The sequence below is a fragment of the Geodermatophilus sp. SYSU D01180 genome, from assembly GCF_054050415.1.
The window spans coordinates 128,817-149,449 of sequence record NZ_JBJGZH010000004.1; the positions used below are offsets into that span (position 1 = coordinate 128,817).

The 20,633-nt window shown below is 75.5% G+C and carries 19 protein-coding genes; 10 read left to right on the forward strand and 9 right to left on the reverse strand.

Going from position 1 to position 20,633, the window contains the following annotated elements; translation table 11 throughout:
• Positions 1-59 precede the first annotated feature (59 nt).
• From ACI8AA_RS05685 to ACI8AA_RS05695, 3 genes are read right to left on the reverse strand one after another with little or no spacing between them, the layout of a single operon-like run.
• Positions 60-1,526 carry a phytoene desaturase family protein gene (locus tag ACI8AA_RS05685; RefSeq protein WP_457043537.1) on the reverse strand — a complete coding sequence of 489 codons (1,467 nt, stop codon included), beginning with the start codon at positions 1,524-1,526 and terminating at the stop codon, positions 60-62.
• 40 nt (positions 1,527-1,566) lie between these two features.
• Positions 1,567-2,592: a methylmalonyl Co-A mutase-associated GTPase MeaB gene (meaB, locus tag ACI8AA_RS05690; protein ID WP_457043538.1), complete on the reverse strand. Its 1,026-nt coding sequence runs from the start codon at positions 2,590-2,592 to the stop codon at positions 1,567-1,569.
• Positions 2,589-3,785, reverse strand: a complete 1,197-nt coding sequence (locus ACI8AA_RS05695) for an acetyl-CoA C-acetyltransferase (RefSeq protein WP_457043539.1) — start codon at positions 3,783-3,785, stop codon at positions 2,589-2,591. Before ACI8AA_RS05695 ends, meaB begins: the two co-directional genes overlap by 4 nt.
• Before the next feature lie 169 nt (positions 3,786-3,954).
• Between ACI8AA_RS05695 and mce the strand changes: the two genes are divergently transcribed.
• The 6 genes from mce to ACI8AA_RS05725 all read left to right on the forward strand — a co-directional run bounded on the left by mce (position 3,955) and on the right by ACI8AA_RS05725 (position 10,127).
• On the forward strand, positions 3,955-4,416 hold the full coding sequence (gene mce, locus ACI8AA_RS05700) for a methylmalonyl-CoA epimerase (RefSeq protein WP_457043540.1): 462 nt from the start codon (positions 3,955-3,957) through the stop codon (positions 4,414-4,416).
• A 115-nt stretch (positions 4,417-4,531) separates the two neighbouring features.
• Positions 4,532-5,863: a crotonyl-CoA carboxylase/reductase gene (gene ccrA, locus ACI8AA_RS05705; protein WP_457043541.1), complete on the forward strand. Its 1,332-nt coding sequence runs from the start codon at positions 4,532-4,534 to the stop codon at positions 5,861-5,863.
• A 190-nt stretch (positions 5,864-6,053) separates the two neighbouring features.
• A complete protein-coding gene (locus tag ACI8AA_RS05710; RefSeq protein WP_457043542.1) occupies positions 6,054-7,502 on the forward strand; it encodes a hypothetical protein in 1,449 nt (482 codons plus the stop codon).
• A gap of 208 nt (positions 7,503-7,710) precedes the next feature.
• Positions 7,711-8,487, forward strand: coding sequence for a hypothetical protein (locus tag ACI8AA_RS05715; protein ID WP_457043543.1), 777 nt, complete (start codon positions 7,711-7,713; stop codon positions 8,485-8,487).
• A 105-nt stretch (positions 8,488-8,592) separates the two neighbouring features.
• Complete coding sequence (locus ACI8AA_RS05720; protein WP_457043544.1) at positions 8,593-9,465, forward strand: DUF4397 domain-containing protein; 873 nt, start codon at positions 8,593-8,595, stop codon at positions 9,463-9,465.
• 80 nt (positions 9,466-9,545) lie between these two features.
• Complete coding sequence (locus ACI8AA_RS05725; protein ID WP_457043545.1) at positions 9,546-10,127, forward strand: class F sortase; 582 nt, start codon at positions 9,546-9,548, stop codon at positions 10,125-10,127.
• 7 nt (positions 10,128-10,134) lie between these two features.
• Here the strand turns inward: ACI8AA_RS05725 and ACI8AA_RS05730 are convergent, their stop codons facing one another.
• The 3 genes from ACI8AA_RS05730 to nucS all read right to left on the reverse strand — a co-directional run bounded on the left by ACI8AA_RS05730 (position 10,135) and on the right by nucS (position 13,059).
• Positions 10,135-10,446 (reverse strand): hypothetical protein, encoded by a 312-nt coding sequence (locus ACI8AA_RS05730; RefSeq protein WP_457043546.1) that lies wholly within the window; start codon positions 10,444-10,446, stop codon positions 10,135-10,137.
• Position 10,447: 1 nt separating this feature from the next.
• Positions 10,448-12,229, reverse strand: a complete 1,782-nt coding sequence (locus ACI8AA_RS05735) for a 3-hydroxyacyl-CoA dehydrogenase family protein (RefSeq protein WP_457043547.1) — start codon at positions 12,227-12,229, stop codon at positions 10,448-10,450.
• 158 nt (positions 12,230-12,387) lie between these two features.
• Positions 12,388-13,059, reverse strand: a complete 672-nt coding sequence (gene nucS, locus ACI8AA_RS05740; protein WP_457043548.1) for an endonuclease NucS — start codon at positions 13,057-13,059, stop codon at positions 12,388-12,390.
• A 66-nt stretch (positions 13,060-13,125) separates the two neighbouring features.
• Between nucS and ACI8AA_RS05745 the strand changes: the two genes are divergently transcribed.
• On the forward strand, positions 13,126-13,962 hold the full coding sequence (locus ACI8AA_RS05745; protein ID WP_457043549.1) for a hypothetical protein: 837 nt from the start codon (positions 13,126-13,128) through the stop codon (positions 13,960-13,962).
• 21 nt (positions 13,963-13,983) lie between these two features.
• Here the strand turns inward: ACI8AA_RS05745 and ACI8AA_RS05750 are convergent, their stop codons facing one another.
• Positions 13,984-14,757 (reverse strand): enoyl-CoA hydratase-related protein, encoded by a 774-nt coding sequence (locus ACI8AA_RS05750; protein WP_457043550.1) that lies wholly within the window; start codon positions 14,755-14,757, stop codon positions 13,984-13,986.
• A gap of 59 nt (positions 14,758-14,816) precedes the next feature.
• On the opposite strand from ACI8AA_RS05750, the gene ACI8AA_RS05755 reads away from it, so the two are divergent.
• Together ACI8AA_RS05755 and ACI8AA_RS05760 are read left to right on the forward strand one after the other, a co-directional pair.
• Complete coding sequence (locus ACI8AA_RS05755; protein WP_457043551.1) at positions 14,817-15,542, forward strand: YqjF family protein; 726 nt, start codon at positions 14,817-14,819, stop codon at positions 15,540-15,542.
• Between the two features lie 60 nt (positions 15,543-15,602).
• Positions 15,603-16,799 carry a sensor domain-containing phosphodiesterase gene (locus ACI8AA_RS05760; protein ID WP_457043552.1) on the forward strand — a complete coding sequence of 399 codons (1,197 nt, stop codon included), beginning with the start codon at positions 15,603-15,605 and terminating at the stop codon, positions 16,797-16,799.
• A gap of 21 nt (positions 16,800-16,820) precedes the next feature.
• Here the strand turns inward: ACI8AA_RS05760 and ACI8AA_RS05765 are convergent, their stop codons facing one another.
• The gene (locus tag ACI8AA_RS05765) at positions 16,821-18,839 is read right to left on the reverse strand and encodes a protein meaA (protein WP_457043553.1); all 2,019 of its coding nucleotides are present in this window, start codon (positions 18,837-18,839) and stop codon (positions 16,821-16,823) included.
• Between the two features lie 126 nt (positions 18,840-18,965).
• Between ACI8AA_RS05765 and ACI8AA_RS05770 the strand changes: the two genes are divergently transcribed.
• A complete protein-coding gene (locus ACI8AA_RS05770; protein ID WP_457043554.1) occupies positions 18,966-19,298 on the forward strand; it encodes a hypothetical protein in 333 nt (110 codons plus the stop codon).
• On the opposite strand, the gene murA is transcribed toward ACI8AA_RS05770, so the two are convergent.
• Positions 19,299-20,585: a UDP-N-acetylglucosamine 1-carboxyvinyltransferase gene (gene murA / locus ACI8AA_RS05775; RefSeq protein WP_457043555.1), complete on the reverse strand. Its 1,287-nt coding sequence runs from the start codon at positions 20,583-20,585 to the stop codon at positions 19,299-19,301.
• Between the last annotated feature and the right edge of the window lie 48 nt (positions 20,586-20,633).

Genomic DNA, 20,633 nt, shown 5'->3' on the forward strand with positions numbered 1-20,633 from the left:
CGCCATCCGGGCCCGGACGACGACCCTCAGCCGCATCTCGGCGCAGCCGGCGGGCGGGCTCAGGCGGCGGGGCGCAGGCGGGGCACCTCGCGGACGCCGAACACCTCGCGCAGCGCCACCTTCGCGGCGTTGTCCCCGCACGCGCCGTGCACCGCGGGACCGGGCGGGGTGGCCGAGGAGGCGAGGTACACGCCGTCGACCGGCGTCTTGTACGTGTTCCACCGCGGCACCGGGCGGAACAGCATCTGGCGCAGGGTCGCCTGGCCGTTGGAGATGTCCCCGCCGATGTACATCGGGTTCCACGCCTCCATCTGGACGGCGTTCTTGGTGACCCGGTCGACGATCGTGTCCTTGAACCCCGGCGCGAACCGCTCCACCTGGTCCTCGATGGCCGCGGTCATGTCGACGTCGGAGCCGTGCGGCACGTGCACGTACGCCCAGAACACGTGCCCGCCCGCGGGTGCGCGGGTCGGGTCGGGGACGGTCGGCTGGACGGCGAGCACGTACGGCCGCTCGGCGGCCCTCCCCTGGTTCGGTGCGCGCTCGCCGGCGATCGTCTCCTCCAGCGTCCCGGCGACGTGCAGCGTCCCGGCCCGCCGGACGTCGGGGTTGGTCCACGGCACCGGCTCGGACAGGATCCAGTCGATCTTGAACACGCCCGCGCCGTGCTTGTACCGCCGCACCCACCGCCGGTAGCCCTCGTTGACCCGGTCGCCGGCCATGGACACGAACGCCTCCGGCGAGGTGTCCAGCAGCACCGCGGGGACGCCGTCGAACTCGCGCAGGTCGGTGACCAGGTGCCCGGTGACCACCTCGCCGCCCTGCTGCTCCAGGGCGGTGACCATCGCGTCGGCGAGGTTCTGCGACCCGCCCTCGACCAGCGGCCACCCGACGTGGTGGCCGAGCATCGTCAGCAGCATCCCGAGCGCGGACGTGAGCGGCTGGCTGAGGTCGAGCATGCCGTGCGCGGCGGCCCCGCCCAGCAGCGCGCGGGCCTCCTCGGTCTCGAAGTACCGGTGCGCCAGCCAGCTCACGTTGGGCAGCCCGTTGAGGCCGAAGTGCGCGATCTGCGGCACGCTGCGGGTCGGCAGCCGCCGCAGCCGGCTGGTCAGGAAGAAGTCGACGACGTCCTGCCCGTGCTCCACCAGCGGCTCGAACAGCCGGCGGTAGGCCGCGCCGTCGGGCCCGAGCGCGTCCGCGGTCTCGTCCAGCGAGCGGTACTGGACCGCGGCCCGCCCGCCGTCGAGCGGGTGCGCGAAGTTGACCTCCGGCTGCACCAGCCGCACGCCGCGGCTGGGCAGGTCGAACTCGCGGAAGAAGGGCGCGGCCGCGGCCATCGGCTGCACGATCGAGCAGACGTCGTGCCGGTAGCCCGGCCGCATGAGCTCCTCGGTCCGCATCCCGCCGCCGGGCCTGCCGGCCGCCTCGACCACCTGCACGCGCAGGCCGGCGGCGGCCAGCCGCAGGGCGGCGGCCAGGCCGTTCGGCCCGGCCCCGACGACGACGGCGTCCGCCTTGCCGTTCACAGACTCAGCCCGTTCACCGGGCCAGTCTGCCCGGGGCAGGTCAGAGCTGCGCGAGGAGCCGGTCGGCCGCGCGGTAGGGGTCGGTCGCCCCCGCCACGACCTCGCCGGCGAGCGTGGCCAGGGCCGCGGACCCGTGCACCTCGCCCATCCGCGCCCGCAGGCCGGCCAGCGCGATCGCCTCGATCTCCCGCGCGGCCCGCTCGGCGCGGCGCCGGGTGCCCTCACCGGAGTCGGTGAGCCACCGCCGGTGCGCCTCGACCTCGGCGAGGACCCGGTCGATCCCCTCGTCGCGGGCGGCCACCGTGCGCAGGATCGGCGGCTTCCACGCGCCCGGGCCGGCGTGCCGCCCGCCGAGGGACTGCGCGTACCGCAGGTCCCGCACGGTGGAGTCGGCGCCGTCGCGGTCGGCCTTGTTGACGACGAACACGTCGGCCACCTCGAGGATCCCGGCCTTCGCCGCCTGGATGCCGTCGCCCATCCCCGGCGCCACGAGCACCAGCGTGGTGTCGGCCAGCGAGGCGATCTCCAGCTCCGACTGCCCGACGCCGACGGTCTCGATCAGCACCACGTCGCAGCCGGCCGCGTCGAGCACCCGCAGCGCCTGCGGCGTCGCCCAGGCCAGCCCGCCCAGGTGCCCGCGGGAGGCCATCGAGCGGATGTAGACGCCGGGGTCGCCGGCGTGGTCCTGCATCCGCACGCGGTCGCCGAGCAGCGCCCCGCCGGAGAACGGTGAGGACGGGTCGACGGCGAGCACGCCCACCCGCCGGCCGGCCGCCCGCAGCGCGCGCACCAGCGCCGTCGTCGTCGTGGACTTGCCCACGCCCGGGGAGCCGGTCAGGCCGATGACCTGCGCGTGCCCCGTGTGCGGGGCCAGCGCGGCGGCGACCTCGCGCAGCACCGGGCTGGCGTCCTCGACCAGCGAGATCAGCCGCGCCACCGCGCGGGCCTCGCCGTCGCGGGCGCGGGCGACCAGGTCGGGGACGTCGACAGCGCGCCGGCCCCGCCGCCCGCGGGGGGCGACGGGGCCGGGCGTCCGTACAGCCGTCCCCTGCGGGGACTCCGTCACGCCGAGGCGGGCGCGGGCACGTGCAGGACCAGCGCGTCGCCCTGGCCGCCACCGCCGCACAGCGCGGCGGCGCCGACCCCGCCACCGCGGCGGCGCAGCTCCAGCGCCAGGTCCAGCACGATGCGGGCGCCGCTCATGCCGACCGGGTGGCCGAGCGCGATCGCGCCGCCGTTGGGGTTGACCTTCTCCGGGTCGATGCCGAGCTCGCGGGTGGAGACGATGCCCACCGCGGCGAAGGCCTCGTTGAACTCGACCAGGTCGAGGTCCTTCGGGTCGATGCCCTCGCGCGCGCAGGCCTTCTGGATGGCCCGGGACGGCTGGCTCTGCAGCGTGGCGTCCGGGCCGGCGACGACGCCGTGCGCGCCGATCTCCGCGAGCACCGTGCAGCCGAGCTCGGCGGCCTTCTCCGCGGACATGACCACGACCGCGCACGCGCCGTCGGAGATCTGCGAGGCGGTGCCGGCGGTGATCGTGCCGTCCTTCGCGAAGGCCGGCTTCAGCTTGGCGAGGGTCTCGACCGTGGTGTCGGCGCGGATGCCCTCGTCCTCGCGGAACTCGATCGGGTCGCCCTTGCGCTGCGGGATGAGGACGGGGGTGATCTCCTCGTCGAAGACCCCGTTCTTCGCGGCGCGGGCGGCCTTCTGGTGGCTCTCCGCGGCGAAGGCGTCCTGCTCCTCGCGGGTCAGGCCGTAGCGCTCGTTCGCCCGCTCGGTGAGGGCGCCCATGGCGATCTGGTCGAAGGTGTCCGACAGCCCGTCGTGGGCCATCGAGTCGACGAGCGTGGCGTCGCCGTACTTGGTGCCGGTGCGGGAGCTGGGCAGCAGGTGCGGCGCCTGGGTCATCGACTCCATGCCCCCGGCGACGACGACGTCGAACTCGCCGGCGCGGATGAGCTGGTCGGCCAGGGCGATCGCGTCGAGGCCGGACAGGCAGACCTTGTTGAGCGTGAACGACGGCACCGACATCGGGATGCCGCCGGCGACCGCGGCCGGGCGGGCCGGGTTCTGGCCGGCGCCGGCCTGGATGACCTGACCCATGATCACGTAGTCGACCTGGTCGCCGGAGATGCCGGCCCGCTCGAGGGCGGCCTTGATGGCGATGCCGCCGAGGTCGGCGGCGGAGAAGTCCTTGAGGGAGCCGAGGAGCCGGCCCATGGGGGTCCGGGCGCCGCTGACGATGACCGAGCGGGACATGCTGCCTCCAGTGCGGGTCGCCGTCGATGGCGACCGCGGGTCGGGCCGCGCCGGGCGGACGGGTCGCGGCGGTCGGGCTGCCGGTCAGGATAGATCGGTTCTCGAACCGGGAGCGTGATGGTGACCACACGGGGGAGTCGTCTCAGACGTCTTGCGTCAGGATGACGCGGTGACCGACGACGCGACCGCTCCCGCGGGCCTGCCCGCCGAGCTGTTCACCACCATCGACCACGTGGGCATCGCCGTCCCCGACCTGGACGAGGCGATCGCCTTCTACGCCCAGGCCTTCGGCGTGCGCTCCGTGCACGAGGAGACCAACGAGGAGCAGGGCGTCCGCGAGGCGATGCTCGCCGTCGGCTCCGGCGACACCCGCATCCAGCTGCTCGCCCCGCTGACGCCGGAGTCGACGATCGCCAAGTTCATCGGCCGGTCGGGCCCGGGGCTGCAGCAGCTCGCCTTCCGCGTCGACGACGTCGAGGCGGTCAGCGCCACCCTGCGCGAGCGCGGCCTGCGGCTGCTCTACGACACCCCCAGGCGCGGGACGTCGGACAGCCGCGTCAACTTCGTGCACCCCAAGGACGCCGGCGGCGTGCTGGTCGAGCTGGTCGAGCCCGCCCGCACCCCGCACTGACCACCCGGGGCCAGAGCCGCCCCGACCTGCGCGCGACCCGCGGGTTACCGGCCGGTAACCTGCCGCGCACCCGCCCTACCACCCCTCCGAGCCGACGAAGACCCGGGAGAGACACGTGGACGAGATCAGGGACGCCATCCTCGCCGACCAGCTCAGCGACATCGGCGGTCTGCCGGTGCCGGAGTCCTACCGGGCGGTCCTCGTCCGCAAGGACGAGCAGGACATGTTCGCGGGGATGCCCACCAAGGAGAAGGACCCGCGCAAGTCGCTGCACGTGGAGGAGGTCGCCACCCCGGAGCTGGGCCCGGGCGAGGCGATCGTCGCCGTCATGGCCTCCTCGGTGAACTACAACACCGTCTGGACGTCGATCTTCGAGCCGGTCAGCACCTTCGGCTTCCTCGAGCGCTACGGGCGGCAGAACGACCTGACCAAGCGGCACGACCTGCCCTACCACGTCGTCGGCTCCGACCTGGCCGGCGTCGTCCTGCGGGTCGGCCCGGGCGTGAACAAGTGGAAGCCCGGCGACGAGGTCGTCGCGCACTGCCTGTCGGTCGAGCTCGAGGACCCGGCCGGCCACGACGACACGATGATGGACCCGCAGCAGCGGATCTGGGGCTTCGAGACCAACTTCGGCGGCCTCGCCGAGCTGGCGCTGGTCAAGAGCAACCAGCTCATGCCCAAGCCCGCGCACCTGTCCTGGGAGGAGGCGGCCGCCCCCGGGCTGGTCAACTCCACCGCCTACCGCCAGCTGGTGTCCCGCAACGGCGCGGACATGAAGCAGGGCGACGTCGTCCTGATCTGGGGCGCGTCGGGTGGGCTGGGCTCCTACGCCACCCAGATGGCCCTCAACGGCGGCGCCATCCCCGTCTGCGTCGTGTCCAGCCCGGAGAAGGCCGACATCGTGCGGCGGATGGGCGCCGAGCTGGTCATCGACCGCTCCGCCGAGGGCTACCGGTTCTGGAAGGACGAGCAGACCCAGGACCCGAAGGAGTGGCAGCGGTTCGGCAAGCGGATCCGCGAGCTGACCGGCGGGGACGACGTCGACATCGTCTTCGAGCACCCGGGCCGGGAGACCTTCGGCGCCAGCGTCTACGTCGCCAAGAAGGGCGGCACGATCGTCACCTGCGCCTCCACCAGCGGCTACATGCACTCCTACGACAACCGCTACCTGTGGATGAACCTCAAGCGGATCGTCGGGTCGCACTTCGCCAACTACAAGGAGGCGTGGGAGGCCAACCGGCTCATCGACAAAGGCCTGGTCCACCCGACGCTGTCGAAGACCTACGCGATGGACGAGGTCGGGCAGGCCGCCTACGACGTCCACCACAACCTGCACCAGGGCAAGGTCGGCGTGCTGACCCTCGCCCCGGAGGAGGGCCTCGGCGTCAAGGACGCCGAGAAGCGGGAGAGGCACCTGCCCGCGATCAACCGCTTCCGCGGCATCTAGTCCCAGCAGCCCCTGGACGGGGGTGCCCGGACGCCGGCCGGCGTCCGGGCACCCTGGGGGGAGCCGCCTCGTTGTCCGACGGGGCGCGGTCCGGGGGCCCACCGGCACCACCCGGGGCGCCACACGCCGAACGGCGGGACCCGCCTCGACACGCTGACGACCCTCCCCCGACTCTGCGAGGATGACCCGCATGACCGATCCCCGCCGCGACCTGCTGCCGATGCGCGAGGCCCAGCACTCGTTCGACGTGGTGCTGCGGGGTTACGACCGCCACCAGGTGGCCGAGACCATCGAGCGCCTCGAGGCCGACATCCGGGTCGCGCTGGCCGACCGGGACGCCGCGGCCGCGCGCGTCAGCGACCTGGCCGGGCAGCTGTCGGCGATGCACGCGGAGATCGACCAGCTGCGCCGCAAGGCCGCGAACTCGGGCCCCGCCACGTTCGAGAACATGAGCGAGCGCATCTCGCACATGCTCCGGCTGGCCGAGGAGGAGGCCGCCGACATCCGCGCGGCCGCCGAGCAGGAGGCCCGGGCGCTGCGCGAGCAGACCGCCGCCGAGGAGCGCGCGATGCTCGAGCGGCACGCGGCGGGCCAGGCCGAGGTGGAGCGGATGCTCGCCGAGGCCCGCCAGAACGCCGAGCAGATCTCCAGCAAGGCGCAGATCCGCGCCGACGAGCTGGTCGCCAAGGCGCAGGAGAAGGTCGCCCGGCTCGACGCGGAGTCGCAGGCCCGCCGCGCCAAGGTCGAGGAGGACTTCGAGATCGCGCAGCGCGCCCGCCGGGCCGAGGCCGCGCGGATCGAGGAGGAGCGCGACCAGCAGTCGGTGCGGGCCGCGCAGGAGCGCGTCGCCGCCGCCGAGGCGCACGCGGCCGCCGTCGTCTCCGACGCCGAGGCCTCCGCCGCCGCCGTCCGCCGGGTGCGCGACGAGCTCACCGCGCGGCTCAACGAGGCCCGACGGGTGCTGTCCACCCTGCCGGACCTGGCCGACCGGCCCCAGCCGCAGGCGCAGCGCCCGGGCCAGCCGGCGCAGCAGACCGCCCGCCGGCCGGCCGCCCCGGCACCCCAGCCCGCCCCGCAGCCGCCGGCCTCGGCCCCGCAGCCCTCGCCCTCGGCCCCGCAGCCGTCGCCGCAGGAGCAGCAGCCCGCGGCCCGCCGCGACGCCGATGGCCCGCAGACCGCGGTGCAGCCGGCCGTCGGCCGCCCCGCCGGGGAGCCGCAGACGCTCGTGCAGCCCGCCGTCGGGCCGCAGACCGCCGTGCAGCGCGCCGTCGGCCCGCAGAGCGGCGGGCAGCCGGCCGCACCGCGCCCGACCCCGCCCGCCCGGCCCGCCGAGGCCCCGGCCGGCGAGGCCGCCGCCGCCCGGCAGCCCACGCGGCCCTCCTCGCCGCAGACCATGCCCGCCGTGCAGCCGCCGGCCGCGCAGGGGTCCGCGTCCGGCCGGCCCGTGGGCGAGACCCAGCAGATCCGCCCGGTGCACACCACGGGCCGGGAGGAGGGCCGGCAGGTCGGCGGGTCGGGCCGCGCCGAGCAGCCGTCCCCCGACGCCGCCCCGGAGCCCCAGGGCCCGCAGACCGCGGTGCAGCCCGCCGTCCGCAGCGGCGACACCGGCGGCCAGCCCGCCGTCCCCGGGAACCGCTGACCTGCTGCCCGCGCGCCGCGGACCGCGGCGAGGTAGGCAGGACGCGTGACAGACGCGTCAGGACCGGTCACTCCCGGTCCGGACGCACCGCCCGCCGCCCCGCACGGCCGACGGAACCGGCACCGGCACCGCGCAGCCCTCGGGTCCGCGGCGTCCCGCCGTCCGCGGCACGCTGCTGGCCGCCGGCCTGGCCGTCCTCCTCGGCGGCGTGGGACTGGGGCAGGCCGCGCTCGGCCGCGACGACGCCGGCCCGGCCGAGCGCCCGCCCGCCGCGAGCTCGCCGGGTCCGGGCGACGACGCGACTCCCCCGGACGGCGCCGAGCCGGTGGCCGGCTGGCTCGGCGCCGCGCTCCCGCCGGAGACCGACCTGGCCGCCACGGCCGCCGTCCGGCAGGAGCTGGCCGGCGCCGGCGTCCCCGCCGACCGGCTGCGCCCGGCCGAGGACGGCGTCCCGCCCGGCACGCTGCTCGCCGTCGTCGGGGCCGCGCCGGCCGGCTCGCGGGTGGTGGCCCGCTTCGACCGGCACGGGGACGGCAGCGAGCTGCTCGTCGTCGACCCCGCGCCCGGCGAGCCCACGGCCGGGGAGGTCACCCGCCGGCAGGAGCTCGCCCGGGCGCTGCTCGCCAACCCGACCACCCGGGCCGAGGGCGCCGCGACCGCCCTCCTCCAGGATGCCGCCGTCGACGAGCGGCTGCTCACCGTGCTGGCCGCCGTGGCCGCCGCCGACGGCGTCGGCGTCGCGTCGTTCCCCGCGCTGCCCGGCGAGGACGGCGCCGCGACGCCGGCCCGCCGGGCGCTCGTCGACGCGGTCGGCGGCGCGCCGGTGCCCGGGGACCCGGAGGCCACCGAGCGGCTGCGGGCGTGGCTCGCCGCCCAGCTCCCGCCGTTCGCCCCCGACGACGTCGAGGTGACCGACGCCGGGGTGCTCGTGTCCTTCCGCTACGCCTCCGCGCCGGAGGCCCTGGTGACCGCCGCCACCGGCTGACGGCGCGCCCGGCGGACCCCGCGGGTGTGGCCCGCGGACCGACGAGGTAGACGTGGGGTCATCACCTGACGACGGCGGGGTCCGACCCTGCACCGGGAGGCGTGAGTGAGCAGGACGAGCCGGGTCCTGGCGGTGGTGGCCATGACCGCGGCGGTGGCGGGGCTGCCCGCCGGCCCGGCGACCGCGGACGACGGCGGCCTGCTCCGGCTGGCGCACCTGTCCCCCGACACCCCCGCCGTCGACGTCTACGTCGACTCGGTGGCCGACCCCGCGGCCGGCCAGGTGTTCCCCGCGGTCGGCTACGGGACGGTGTCGGACTACCAGCCGGTCCCGGCCGGCACCTACGCGGTCAGCATGCGCGCGGCCGGCGCGGACCCGGGGAGCCCGCCGGTGCTGTCGACGACGGTGCAGGTCGGCGCGGACAGCGCGCACACCGTGGCCGGCGTCGGCCCCTTCGCCGACCTGGGCCTCGAGGTGCTCGACGACGACCTCACCCCGCCGCCGCCGGGCGCCGCGCGGCTGCGGGTCGTCGCGGCGGCGGCCGGCGCGCAGACGCTCGACGTCGCCGTCCCCGGCGGGCCGTCCCTGGCCACCGGCCTGGCCTTCGCGGACACGACCGGCTACGTCGACGTCCCCGCGGGCGCCACCGCGGTCACCGTGACGCCGCAGGGCGGCCAGGCCACGGACCTGCCGGTGCAGGTCGACGCCGGGTCTGTGTACAGCGTGCTGGTGCTCGACCGGGCCGACGGGGGGCTGACCGTGCGGACCGCCCTCGACGCCGCGAGCCCCGCCCTGGTCCCCGTCGGCGGGGTCGAGGCCGGTGCCGGTGGCACGGCGGGGTCCGTGTCCACGCCCGCCCTCGTCGCGGTCGCGGCCGCCGTCCTCGCCGCCGCGTCTGGCCTGGTCCTGCTCACCACGCGGCGGACGGCGGCCGGCGCGGCTGCGGGCCGGCACGCCGCGGGCCGCCGGCGCCGGTGAGCAGGCCGCCGGCCCGCCACCGCGCACGCACGTCCCGGCACCGCGCGCCCCGCTGGAGCCGGGGAGGCCTGCTGCGGCTGGTGCTGGCCGTCCTCGCGCTCGTCGCGGGGGCGGTCGCGCTGCTGTCCCCCGCCGCTCCCCCGCAGGCCGCCGCCGCCGGGACGCCGGCCGCGACCGTCCCGGGGCCGGTCGCGCTCGCCCAGGGGACCGCTCCCGCGGCCGTGCGGCCGGTCCGGGTGCGGGCCCCGGCCGTCGGCCTCGACAGCAGGCTGGTCGACCTCGACCTCGACGCCGCCGGCGCGCTGGCGGCCCCGGCCGACCCCGCGACGGCCGGCTGGTACGCCGGCGGCCCGGCGCCGGGCGAGGTCGGCCCGGCGGTGCTGGCCGGGCACGTCGACTCGCGCAGCGGCCCGGCGGTCTTCTGGCACCTGCGCGAGCTCGCCCCCGGGGACGAGGTGCTCGTCGACCGCGCCGACGGCAGCACCGCCGCGTTCAGCGTCACCCGGGTCGAGCGGCACCCGAAGGACGCCTTCCCCACCGACGCCGTGTACGGGCCGACGGCGGACGCCCAGCTGCGGCTGGTCACCTGCGGCGGCGCCTTCGACCGCTCGGTGCGCAGCTACGAGGACAACGTCGTCGTCTTCGCCACCGCGACGGCCTGAGCCCTCGTCAGCGCCGGCGGTCGCGGGCCTGCCAGCATGCGGTGTGCCAGTGCCGGCGCAGGTCGGCGGCGGAGTCGGTGTCCCAGGGCTCGAGGTCCGAGTCGCGGGCGTAGGCCGGCCAGCTGACCACGTGCGGCGTGCCCGGCCGGATCTCCTGGTCACACCCCGGGCAGCGGTAGGGCTTGGTGCTCGCCGCCCCGGTCAGCCGGCGGACGACCCAGTCGCCGTCGGCGGCCTCCTCGACGTCCTCGCGCCGACGCGAGAGCGGGGGGCGGCCGGCCGGCCGCCCCCCGCTGCTCCGTCGTCCCCTGCGGGGCACCTCAGCGCCGGGAGTAGTCCCGGAACCCGCGGCCGGTCTTGCGGCCCAGGTAGCCGGCGGTGACCAGGTGCTCGAGCAGCGGCGCGGGCGCGAACCCGGGCTCGCGGAACTCGGTGTACAGCTCCCGCTCGATGGCCAGCGAGACGTCGAGTCCGACGACGTCGAGCAGCTCGAACGGGCCCATCGGGTAGCCGCAGCCGACCTTCATGGCGGCGTCGATGTCGTCGGCGGTCGCGTAGTGCGCCTCGAGCATCTTCACCGCGTCGTTCAGGTACGGGAACAGCAGCGCGTTGACGATGAACCCGGCCCGGTCGGTGCAGGACACCGCGTGCTTGCCCAGCTGCGCGCAGACCGCGTGCGCGGTGGCCTCGACGTCGGGGGCGGTGGCGATGGTGCTGACCACCTCGACGAGCTTCATCACCGGGGCGGGGTTGAAGAAGTGCAGGCCGACGACGTCGGCGGGGCGCTCGCTGGCCTTGGCGCACTCGATGACCGGCAGGCTGGACGTCGTCGTGGCCAGCACCGCGCCCGGCTTGCAGATCTCGCCGAGGTTGGCGAACAGCGCCTGCTTGGTGGCCAGGTGCTCGACGACGGCCTCGATGACCAGGTCGACGTCGGCGAGGTCGTCCAGCGACGCCGACCCGGTGACCCGGCCGAGGACCTCGTCCCGGCCGGCCTCGTCGAGCCGCCCGCGGGCCACCTGCTTGTCCAGCGACTTGCGCAGCGCGGTCTGCACGGCCTCGACCTTGTCGAGGGTGCGGGCGACGAAGACGACCTCGTAGCCGCCCTTGGCGACGACCTCGATGATGCCGGTGGCCATCGTCCCGGAGCCGACGACGCCGACCTTCGACACCGGGCGGGCGCCCTCGGCGGCGCCGCCGGCGACCGGGGTGCGCTCGTCGGGCACCACCTCGGCCGAGCCCTCCTCGGCGTAGGTGTAGAACCCGCGGCCGGACTTCCGGCCCAGCAGGCCCGCGGTCATCATCTGCTTGATGACCGGGCTGGGGGCGTGCAGCCGGTTGCGCGACTGCTTGTACATCGTGTCGAGGATCTCGTAGGCGGTGTCGATGCCGATGAGGTCCATGAGCGCGAGCGGGCCCATCGGGAGGCCGCAGCCCAGCCGCATGGCGGCGTCGATGTCCTCGCGGCTGGCGTAGCGGTTCTCGTACATGGAGACCGCGTGGTTGAGGTAGCCGAACAGCAGCGCGTTGGCGATGAAGCCGGCCTTGTCGCCGATGGTCACGTCGACCTTGCCCAGCCGCTCGGCCAGGGCCTCGACGTCCTCGATGACCGCGGGCTCGGTGACGACGGTGCGCACGACCTCGACCAGCTTCATGACCGGCGCCGGGTTGAAGAAGTGCATCCCGATGACCTTGCTCGGCCGGCCGGTGGCCACCGACAGCTCGGTCACCGACAGGCTGGAGGTGTTGGTCGCGAGGATGGTGTCCGGCGGGCAGATCTTGTCCAGCTTCGCGAACAGCTCGGTCTTGAGCTCCATCCGCTCCGGGACGGCCTCGATGACCAGCTCCGCGGCGGCGAGGTCCTCCAGCGAGGTGGTGAAGCGGATCCGCCCGAGGATCGCCTCGCGCTCGGCGTCGTCGAGCTTGCCGCGTGCGACCGCCTTCCCGGTGGACTGCTCGACGTGCCCGCGGCCCCGGACCAGCGCGTCCTCGCTGATCTCCACGGCCGTCACGGACAGGCCCGCACGGGCCAGCACCTCGGCGATGCCCGCACCCATCGTGCCCAGGCCCACCACGCCGACCTCGGTCAGTTCTCTGGCCACGCTGCCATCTCCTCCCGTGCGTTGACCGGGGCAGTCTCCCACCCGGACGGCGCGCGCCTGCTACCGGCCGGTAGGTCCCTCCCTGGGCCCGTCCAGGGTCCCGCCCTGAGCTCGCGAAGGGTGGGGAGGACGGGGTCCTCCCGCGGTGGGTAGCGGTCTCAGAACAGGCGCTGGGTGGGGTCGTCGGTGCCCTTGAGGACGGCGTAGTCGACGGTCACGCACTCGATGCCGCGGTCGCCGGCGAGCACCCGCGCCTGCGGCTTGATCTCCTGCGCGGCGAACACGCCCTTGACCGGGGCCAGCAGCGGGTCGCGGTTGAGCAGCTCGAGGTAGCGGGTCAGCTGCTCGACGCCGTCGATCTCGCCGCGCCGCTTGACCTCGACGGCGACGGTGCGGCCGTCGGCGTCGCGGCAGAGCAGGTCGACCGGGCCGATCGCCGTCGGGTACTCGCGGCGGACCAGCGACCAGCCCTGCCCGAAGGTCTCCACGTGCAGCGCGAGCAGCCGCTGCAGCTCGGCCTCGACGCCGTCCTTCTGCAGGCCGGGGTCCACGCCCAGCTCGTGCGCGGAGTCGTGCTCGACCGACTCGATGGTGATGACCAGCTGCTCACCGGCCTTGTTGGTGACCGTCCAGGTGCCGGACCCGTCGACCAGCTCGTCCCTGAGCGTGCACGGCGGGCTCATCCAGTTCAGCGGCTTGTAGGCGCGGTCGTCGGCGTGCACAGACACCGAGCCGTCGGCCTTGACCAGCAGCAGCCGCGGGGCCATGGGCAGGTGGGCGGTCAGCCGCCCGATGTAGTCGACCGAGCAGCGGGCGATGACCAGACGCACGGGGGCCGACGGTACCGGTCCGGTCACGACGGGAACCGCCGAGCCGGGTCGCGCGTCCGCAGGACCGTGACGACGACGTCGACGGTGCGCGCGGCCGCCCTGCTGGCCGGCGCGCTGGCACTCGCCGGGTGCGCGCAGGACGGGACCGACGCCGCGGCCCCGTCGCCCGACCCCCTGCCCGCGGGCCCCGTGCTGCAGGTGGAGCACACCGGCGGCTTCGTGCCCCCGGAGGACCTGGCCACCCGGCTGCCGCTGGTCACCGTCTACGGCGACGGCCGGGTGTTCACCGAGGGCCCGCAGATCGAGATCTGGCCCTCGCCCGCGCTGCCGAACGTGCAGGTGACGGAGGTCGACGAGGCCACCGTCCGCGACCTGCTCGACCGCGCCCTCGACGCCGGCGTGGCGGAGGACGCCGACCTCGGCGAGCCGCCCGTGGCCGACGCGCCGACCACCCGCATCACCCTGACCACCGGCGAGGGCACCGCGGTCCGCGAGGTCTACGCGCTGGCCGAGACCCCTGACGGGTCGCTGGCCCCGGAGCAGGCGCAGGCCCGCGCCCGGCTGCAGGACCTCGTCGACGAGCTCACCGGCCTGGCCGGCGCGGGCCCGGCGGAGTCCTACGTGCCGCAGACGGTCGCCGCGGTGGTCCAGCCGCATCCCGGCGGCGACCCGGAGTTCCCCCAGCCCGACGTCACCTGGCCGGGTCCCGAGCTGCCCGGCACGCCGCTGGGCGCCGGCCTGACCTGCGTGAGCGCCACCGGGCAGCAGGCCGCCGACGTGCTGGCGACCGCCGCCCCGGCGAACGTGCTGACGCCGTGGGTCACCGCCGACGGAGCCCGCTGGTCGATCGCGTTCCGGCCGGTGCTCCCGCACGAGACCGGCTGCGCCGACCTGACCGGCTGACCCGGCCTCGGTCGGTCCAGCTCAGTCGGTCCAGGCGGGCGGGCGCTTCTCCAGGAATGACCGCATGCCCTCGCGGGCGCCGTCGATCTGGCTGGCCGACGCCATCACCTCGACGGCGACGGCGTAGGCGTCCCGCTCGGTCCGGTCGAGCTGGGCGTACATCGTCTGCTTGCCCCAGGCCTTGCTCGCCCGCGAGCCGCGGGTGGCGCGCGCCATCAGCTCGTCGACGGCGGCGTCGAGCTCGCCGTCGGGCACGACCCGGTTGACCAGCCCCCAGTCCAGCGCGGTCCGCGCGTCGACGACGTCGCCGGTGAGCGCGAGCTCCATGGCCCGCTTGCGGCCGACGTTGCGGGCGATGGCCACCATCGGCGTGTGGCAGAACCAGCCGGCCTTGCCGCCCGGGGCGGCGAACCCGGCCGACTCCGCGGCCACCGCCAGGTCGCAGGAGGCGACCAGCTGGCAGCCGGCGGCGGTGGCCAGCGCGTGCACCCGGGCGACGACGACCTGCGGCACGTCCTGCAGCGTCTGCATCAGCTCGGTGCACAGGGCGAGCAGGCTGCGCACCTCGGTCACCGGCCGGTCGAGGACGTCCCGGAAGTCGTGCCCGGCGCTGAACACCGGCCCCTCCGCGCCCAGCACGATGCCCGCCGCGTCGCTGCCGCCGGCGTCGGTGACGGCGGCCAGCAGCTGGGTGAGGTGGTCGCGGGACAGCGCGTTGCGCCGCTGCGGGCGGCACATGGTGATGCGGACGACGTCGCCGTCGCGCTCGACGCGGGGAGCTCCCTCGGCGGTCACGTGACCGACCTCACCACGGACGGCCGGTCGGCGGCAACGCGGCTGGGGACGCTGGAGGGGTGGACGCCGAGGAGGTCACCGACACCGCGCCCCGCGCCGCCGGGCGGACGCTGTTCACCCAGGGCTGGCGGGACGTCGCGTTCCTCCACTGGGCGGTCGACCCGGACATCGTCGCGCCGCTGCTGCCGCCGGGCACCCGGCCGGACACCACCCCGGACGGGCGCAGCTGGGTGGGGCTGGTGCCCTTCCGCATGCGCCGCATCGGCGTCCTCGGCTCGCCCGGCCTGCCCTGGGTCGGCTCGTTCCTCGAGACCAACGTGCGGCTGTACTCCGTGGACGGGCAGGGCCGGCGCGGCGTCGTCTTCGCGTCCCTCGACGCCGACCGGCTGCTGCCGGTGCTAGTCGCCCGCGCCGCGGGGCTGCCCTACCTGTGGTCGCGGATGCGCCTGACCCGTGACGGCGACCTGCTCACCTACACCTGCCGGCGGCGCTGGCCCGGGCCGCGCGGCGCCGGCGGCCGGGTCGGGGTGCGCGTCGGCCCGCGGCTGGAGCGGCCCGGCCCGCTGGAGCGCTTCCTCACCGGCCGCTGGGGCCTGCACCAGACGAGCCGGGGCCGCACGCGCTACTGGCCCAACGAGCACCCGGCCTGGCCGCTGCACCGCGCCGAGCTGCTGACCTGGGACGGCGACCTGCTCGCCGCGGCCGGGCTGCCCGGTGTCGGCGGCCCGCCGGACAGCGTGCTGTTCTCCCCCGGCGTCGACGTCCGCTTCGGCCCCCGCGTCTGACGCACGGAGTCGTTCCGCAACCCCCTGGGCAAGACGGCGCCCAGCGGCGACACTGCCCGGGTGGGAGCACCGCAGCCCGTGGCGACCGCCGACCCGACGACCGACGACGCCGGCGAGGACTGGGTGCACCGCCTGCTCGACCTCGCGCGCGCCCGGCTCGGGATGGACGTCGCCTGGCTGTCGGTGTTCACCCAGGACCGCCAGGAGATCGCCTCGGCCACCGGCGAGCTCGGCGCCATGAACGTCTCCGAGGGCATGTCGATGCCGCTCGAGGAGTCCTTCTGCGTGCGGGTGCTGTCCGGCCAGCTGCCGCCGGTGGTCACCGGCGCCGACCGCAACCCGGTCACCCGCGAGCTCGCGGTCACCCGGCAGCTCCGGATCGGCTCCTACGTCGGCGCCCCGGTGCGCGGCGACGACCGGCGCCCGCTGGGGATGCTGTGCTGCATCAGCCGGGACGCCGGGGAGCAGCTGGACGGCTCGTCGGTGCGGACGGTGGAGCTGCTCGCCGAGCTGATCGGCGAGCGGCTGACCGCCGAGGAGGCCGCCGTCGCCGAGCTGGCCGCCCGGCGCGCGCGGGTCTGCGACGTCCTGGAGCGGCGCGCGGTGGAGGTGCACGTCCAGCCGGTCGTCGACATGCACAGCGGCACCGTCGTCGCGCACGAGGCGCTGTCCCGCTTCCCCGGCAGCGAGGGCGGCCCGGCGACGCTGTTCGCCGACGCCGCCGTCGTCGGCCTGGGCGTGGACCTGGAGCTGCTGGCCGTGCACGCCGCGCTGGAGGCCGGGGACCGGCTGCCGCGGCGCCTGCGGCTGGCGGTCAACCTCTCCCCCGAGGCGCTGCTCGCCCCCGAGGTCGGTGAGGCGCTCCTCGACGGCGTCCGGCGGACGGCGTTGACCGTGGAGATCACGGAGCACAGCCCGATCGCGGACTACGGGCCGGTCCTGGGTGCGCTGGCGCCGCTGCGGGCGGCCGGGATCCGGCTCAGCATCGACGACGCCGGCGCCGGCTACGCGAGCCTGCGGCACATCCTGCGGCTGCGGCCGGACACCATCAAGCTCGACATCGCGCTGGTGAGCGGGGTCGACGTCGACCCGGCCCGGCAGGCGATGACCGCGGCGATGGTGGCCTTCGCCGCCGACACCGGCGCCACGCTGGTGGCCGAGGGCATCGAGACCACCGCCGAGCGCGACGCCCTGCTCTCCCGTGGCGTCCGCTACGGCCAGGGCCACCTGTTCGGCCGGCCAGCGCCGATCTCCTGAGCGGCGCCGGCCGGCCGCACCTCACACGGAGGCGGGCACCTTCTCGTCCAGGCCGTTGGCCTCGCGGACCACGTCGACGACCTGGCCCATGATGTCGGTGAGCCCGAAGTCCTTGGGCGTGAACACCCGGGCCACGCCCTGCTCGCGCAGCCGGCGTGCGTCGCTGTCGGGGATGATCCCGCCGACGACGACCGGGACGTCGTCCAGGCCGGCCTCCTGCAGGCCGCGCAGCACCGCCGGCACCACCTGCAGGTGCGAGCCGGACAGCACCGACAGCCCGACGACGTGCACGTCCTCCTCGACCGCGGCCGACACGATCTGCGCGGGCGTGAGCCGGATGCCCTGGTAGACCACCTCGAAGCCGGCGTCGCGGGCGCGGACGGCGATCTGCTCGGCGCCGTTGGAGTGCCCGTCGAGGCCGGGCTTGCCGACCAGGAACCGCAGCCGCCCGCCCAGCTCCTCGCCGGTGGCGCGCACCCGCTCGCGGACCTGCGCCAGCGTCTCGTCGGCCTCGCCCCCGCCGGTGGCCGCGGCCACGCCCGTGGGGGCGCGGTACTCGCCGAACACCTCGCGCAGCACGCCGGCCCACTCCCCCGTCGTCACGCCCGCGCGGGCGCACTGCAGGGTCGCCTCCATGAGGTTGACGTCGCCGCCGGCGGCCTCGCGCAGCGCGGCCAGCGCGGCCTCGACCGGCGCCGGGTCGCGCTCGGCCCGCCACCTCCGGACCGCCTCCTGGGCGGCGTTCTCGACGGCGGGGTCGACGACCTGGATGGCGGCGTCGAGGTCGGCCAGCAGCGGGTTGGGCTCGGTGCCCTCGAACCGGTTGACGCCGACGACGACGTCGTCCCCGTTCTCCATCCGGCGCCGGCGCTCGGCCAGCGAGGCGACCAGCTGCCCCTTCATGTAGCCGGACTCGACGGCGGCCACCGCCCCGCCCATCTCCTGCACCCGGGCGATCTCGGCGCGGGCGCCCTCGACGAGCTCGGCGACCTTCCGCTCCACCACGACCGACCCGGTGAACAGGTCGTCGTACTCGAGCAGGTCGGTCTCGTAGGCGAGCACCTGCTGCAGCCGCAGCGACCACTGCTGGTCCCACGGCCGGGGCAGGCCCAGCGCCTCGTTCCACGCCGGCAGCTGCACCGCGCGGGCGCGGGCGTCCTTGGACAGCGTGACGGCGAGCATCTCGAGCACGATCCGCTGCACGTTGTTCTCCGGCTGCGCCTCGGTCAGGCCCAGGGAGTTGACCTGCACGCCGTAGCGGAAGCGGCGGTGCTTGGGGTCCTGCACGCCGTAGCGCTCCTGCGTCAGCTCGTCCCAGAGCTGGGTGAAGGCGCGCATCTTGCACATCTCCTCGACGAAGCGGACGCCCGCGTTGACGAAGAAGGAGATGCGCGCGACCACCTCGCCGAAGCGCTCCTGGGGCACCTGGCCGGAGTCCCGCACCGAGTCCAGGACGGCGATCGCGGTGCTCATCGCGTAGGCGATCTCCTGCACCGGCGTCGCCCCGGCCTCCTGCAGGTGGTAGCTGCAGATGTTGATCGGGTTCCACTTCGGCATCGCCGTCACCGTGTAGGCGACCATGTCGGTGATCAGCCGCATCGAGGGCCCGGGCGGGAACACGTAGGTCCCCCGCGACAGGTACTCCTTGATGATGTCGTTCTGCGTCGTCCCGGCGAGCTTCGCGACGTCGTGCCCGTGCTCCTCGGCGACCGCCTGGTAGAGCGCGAGCAGCCACATGGCGGTGGCGTTGATCGTCATCGACGTGTTCATCTCGTCGAGCGGGATGCCGTCGAACAGCGCGCGCATGTCGCCGATGTGCGTGACCGGCACGCCGACCTTGCCGACCTCACCGGCGGCGAGCTCGTCGTCCGGGTCGTAGCCGGTCTGCGTCGGCAGGTCGAAGGCGACCGACAGGCCGGTCTGCCCCTTCGCCAGGTTCCGGCGGTAGAGCGCGTTGGACTCGGCCGGCGAGGAGTGGCCGGCGTAGGTGCGCATGACCCAGGGGCGGTCGCGCTCCTTCGGCGATGAAGGGAACGGCATGCCCGCGGAGTGTAAGGGTGTTACCGGCGAGTAGCAGCACCGGTCCGGGAGCCCCGCGGTGGCACACTCGATCGCGTGCGACCGGGCTGGTCGGGGCCCGGACGCCGCCCGCCGAGGGGAGGCGCCGTGCTGCAGCCGGGCAGTCTGAGCTACATCGCCGGACCGGTCATCGCGATCGTCGTCATGGTGCTGCTCGCCCTCTTCATGCGCTGGGCCTTCGGCGGGAGCTCCACCGGCGGCATGCGCCGGCGCCGCCCCGCGCCCACCGACGACGGCCTGCTCACCCGGGTCGCCACGCTGTCCCGCCGCGAGTCGGCGCTGGCGCTGCGGGCGGTGCTCTCCGACGCCGGGATCCGCTCGACGGTCCGCTTCCCCGAGGCGCACCGCGCCGACGTGCTGGTCTTCCCCGAGGACGCCGACCGGGCCCGCGCGCTGGCGTCGTCCTTCCCCGCGGCCTAGCTAGAGGTCGCTGGGGCGCTCGACCCGCTCGATCTGCACGCCGAGGCCGCGCAGCTGCTCGACGAAGTCCGGGTAGCCGCGGTCGACGTGGTGCACGTCCTGCACCTCGGTGACGCCGTCGGACAGCAAGCCGGCGAGCACCAGCCCGGCGCCGGCTCGGATGTCGGTGGCCACCACCGGCGCCGACGAGAGCCGCTCCCGGCCGCGGACGACGGCGTGGTGGCCGTCGATGCGCACGTCGGCGCCCAGGCGCACCAGCTCGTTGACGAACATGAACCGGCCCTCGAACACGTTCTCCGTGATCAGCGCCGTGCCGGTGGACACCGCGGCCAGCGCGACCGCCATCGGCTGCAGGTCGGTCGGGAAGCCGGGGAACGGCAGGGTGACGACGTCGACCCCGCGCGGCCGCTCGTCCATGGCGACCCGGACGCCGTTCTCGACGACCTCCACGGTGGCGCCGGCGCTCACCAGCTTGTCCAGCGGGACGGCGAGGTGGTCGGGGACGGCCCGCTCGACGACGACGTCGCCGCGGGTCATCACCGCGCCGATCGCCCACGTCCCGGCCACGATCCGGTCCGGCACCGTCGAGTAGGTCACCGGCGACAGCGCGTCGACGCCCTCGACGGTGAGCGTCGAGGTGCCCGCGCCGTCGATGCGGGCGCCCATCGCGGTGAGCATCGAGCAGATGTCGACGATCTCCGGCTCGCGGGCGGCGTTGTCGATGACCGTCGTCCCCTCGGCCAGGACCGCGGCCATGAGCAGGTTCTCCGTGGCGCCGACCGACGGGAAGTCCAGCCAGATCGACGTGCCCACCAGCCGCGGCGCGGAGGCGACGAGGAAGCCGTGCTCGCTGTGGATCGAGGCGCCGAGCCGCTCCAGGCCGGAGATGTGCATGTCCAGCCCGCGGGAGCCGATCGCGTCGCCGCCGGGCAGCGCCACCCGGGCGCTGCCGCAGCGCGCGACCAGCGGGCCGAGCACGCTGATCGAGGCGCGCATCTTGCGGACCAGGTCGTAGTCGGTCTCGGTGGCGGGGTCCTCCGGCACGTCGACGACGACCCGGCCGCCGCCCCCGGGCTGCCCCGAGCGCTCGTAGCTGACGCCGCAGCCCAGGCGGCGGAGCACCTCGCTCATGATCGCGACGTCGAGGATGTCGGGGACCTCGTCGATCGTCGTCCGCCCGGAGGCCAGGAGCGCGGCCGCCATGAGCTTGAGGGCACTGTTCTTCGCCCCCGTGACCCGTACCTGGCCCCTGAGGGCGGTGCCGCCGGTCACCTCGAAGCACTGCACCCGACCACCCTACGGCGGGTGCGCGGGCGGCTCCGGGCAGCGTCCTAG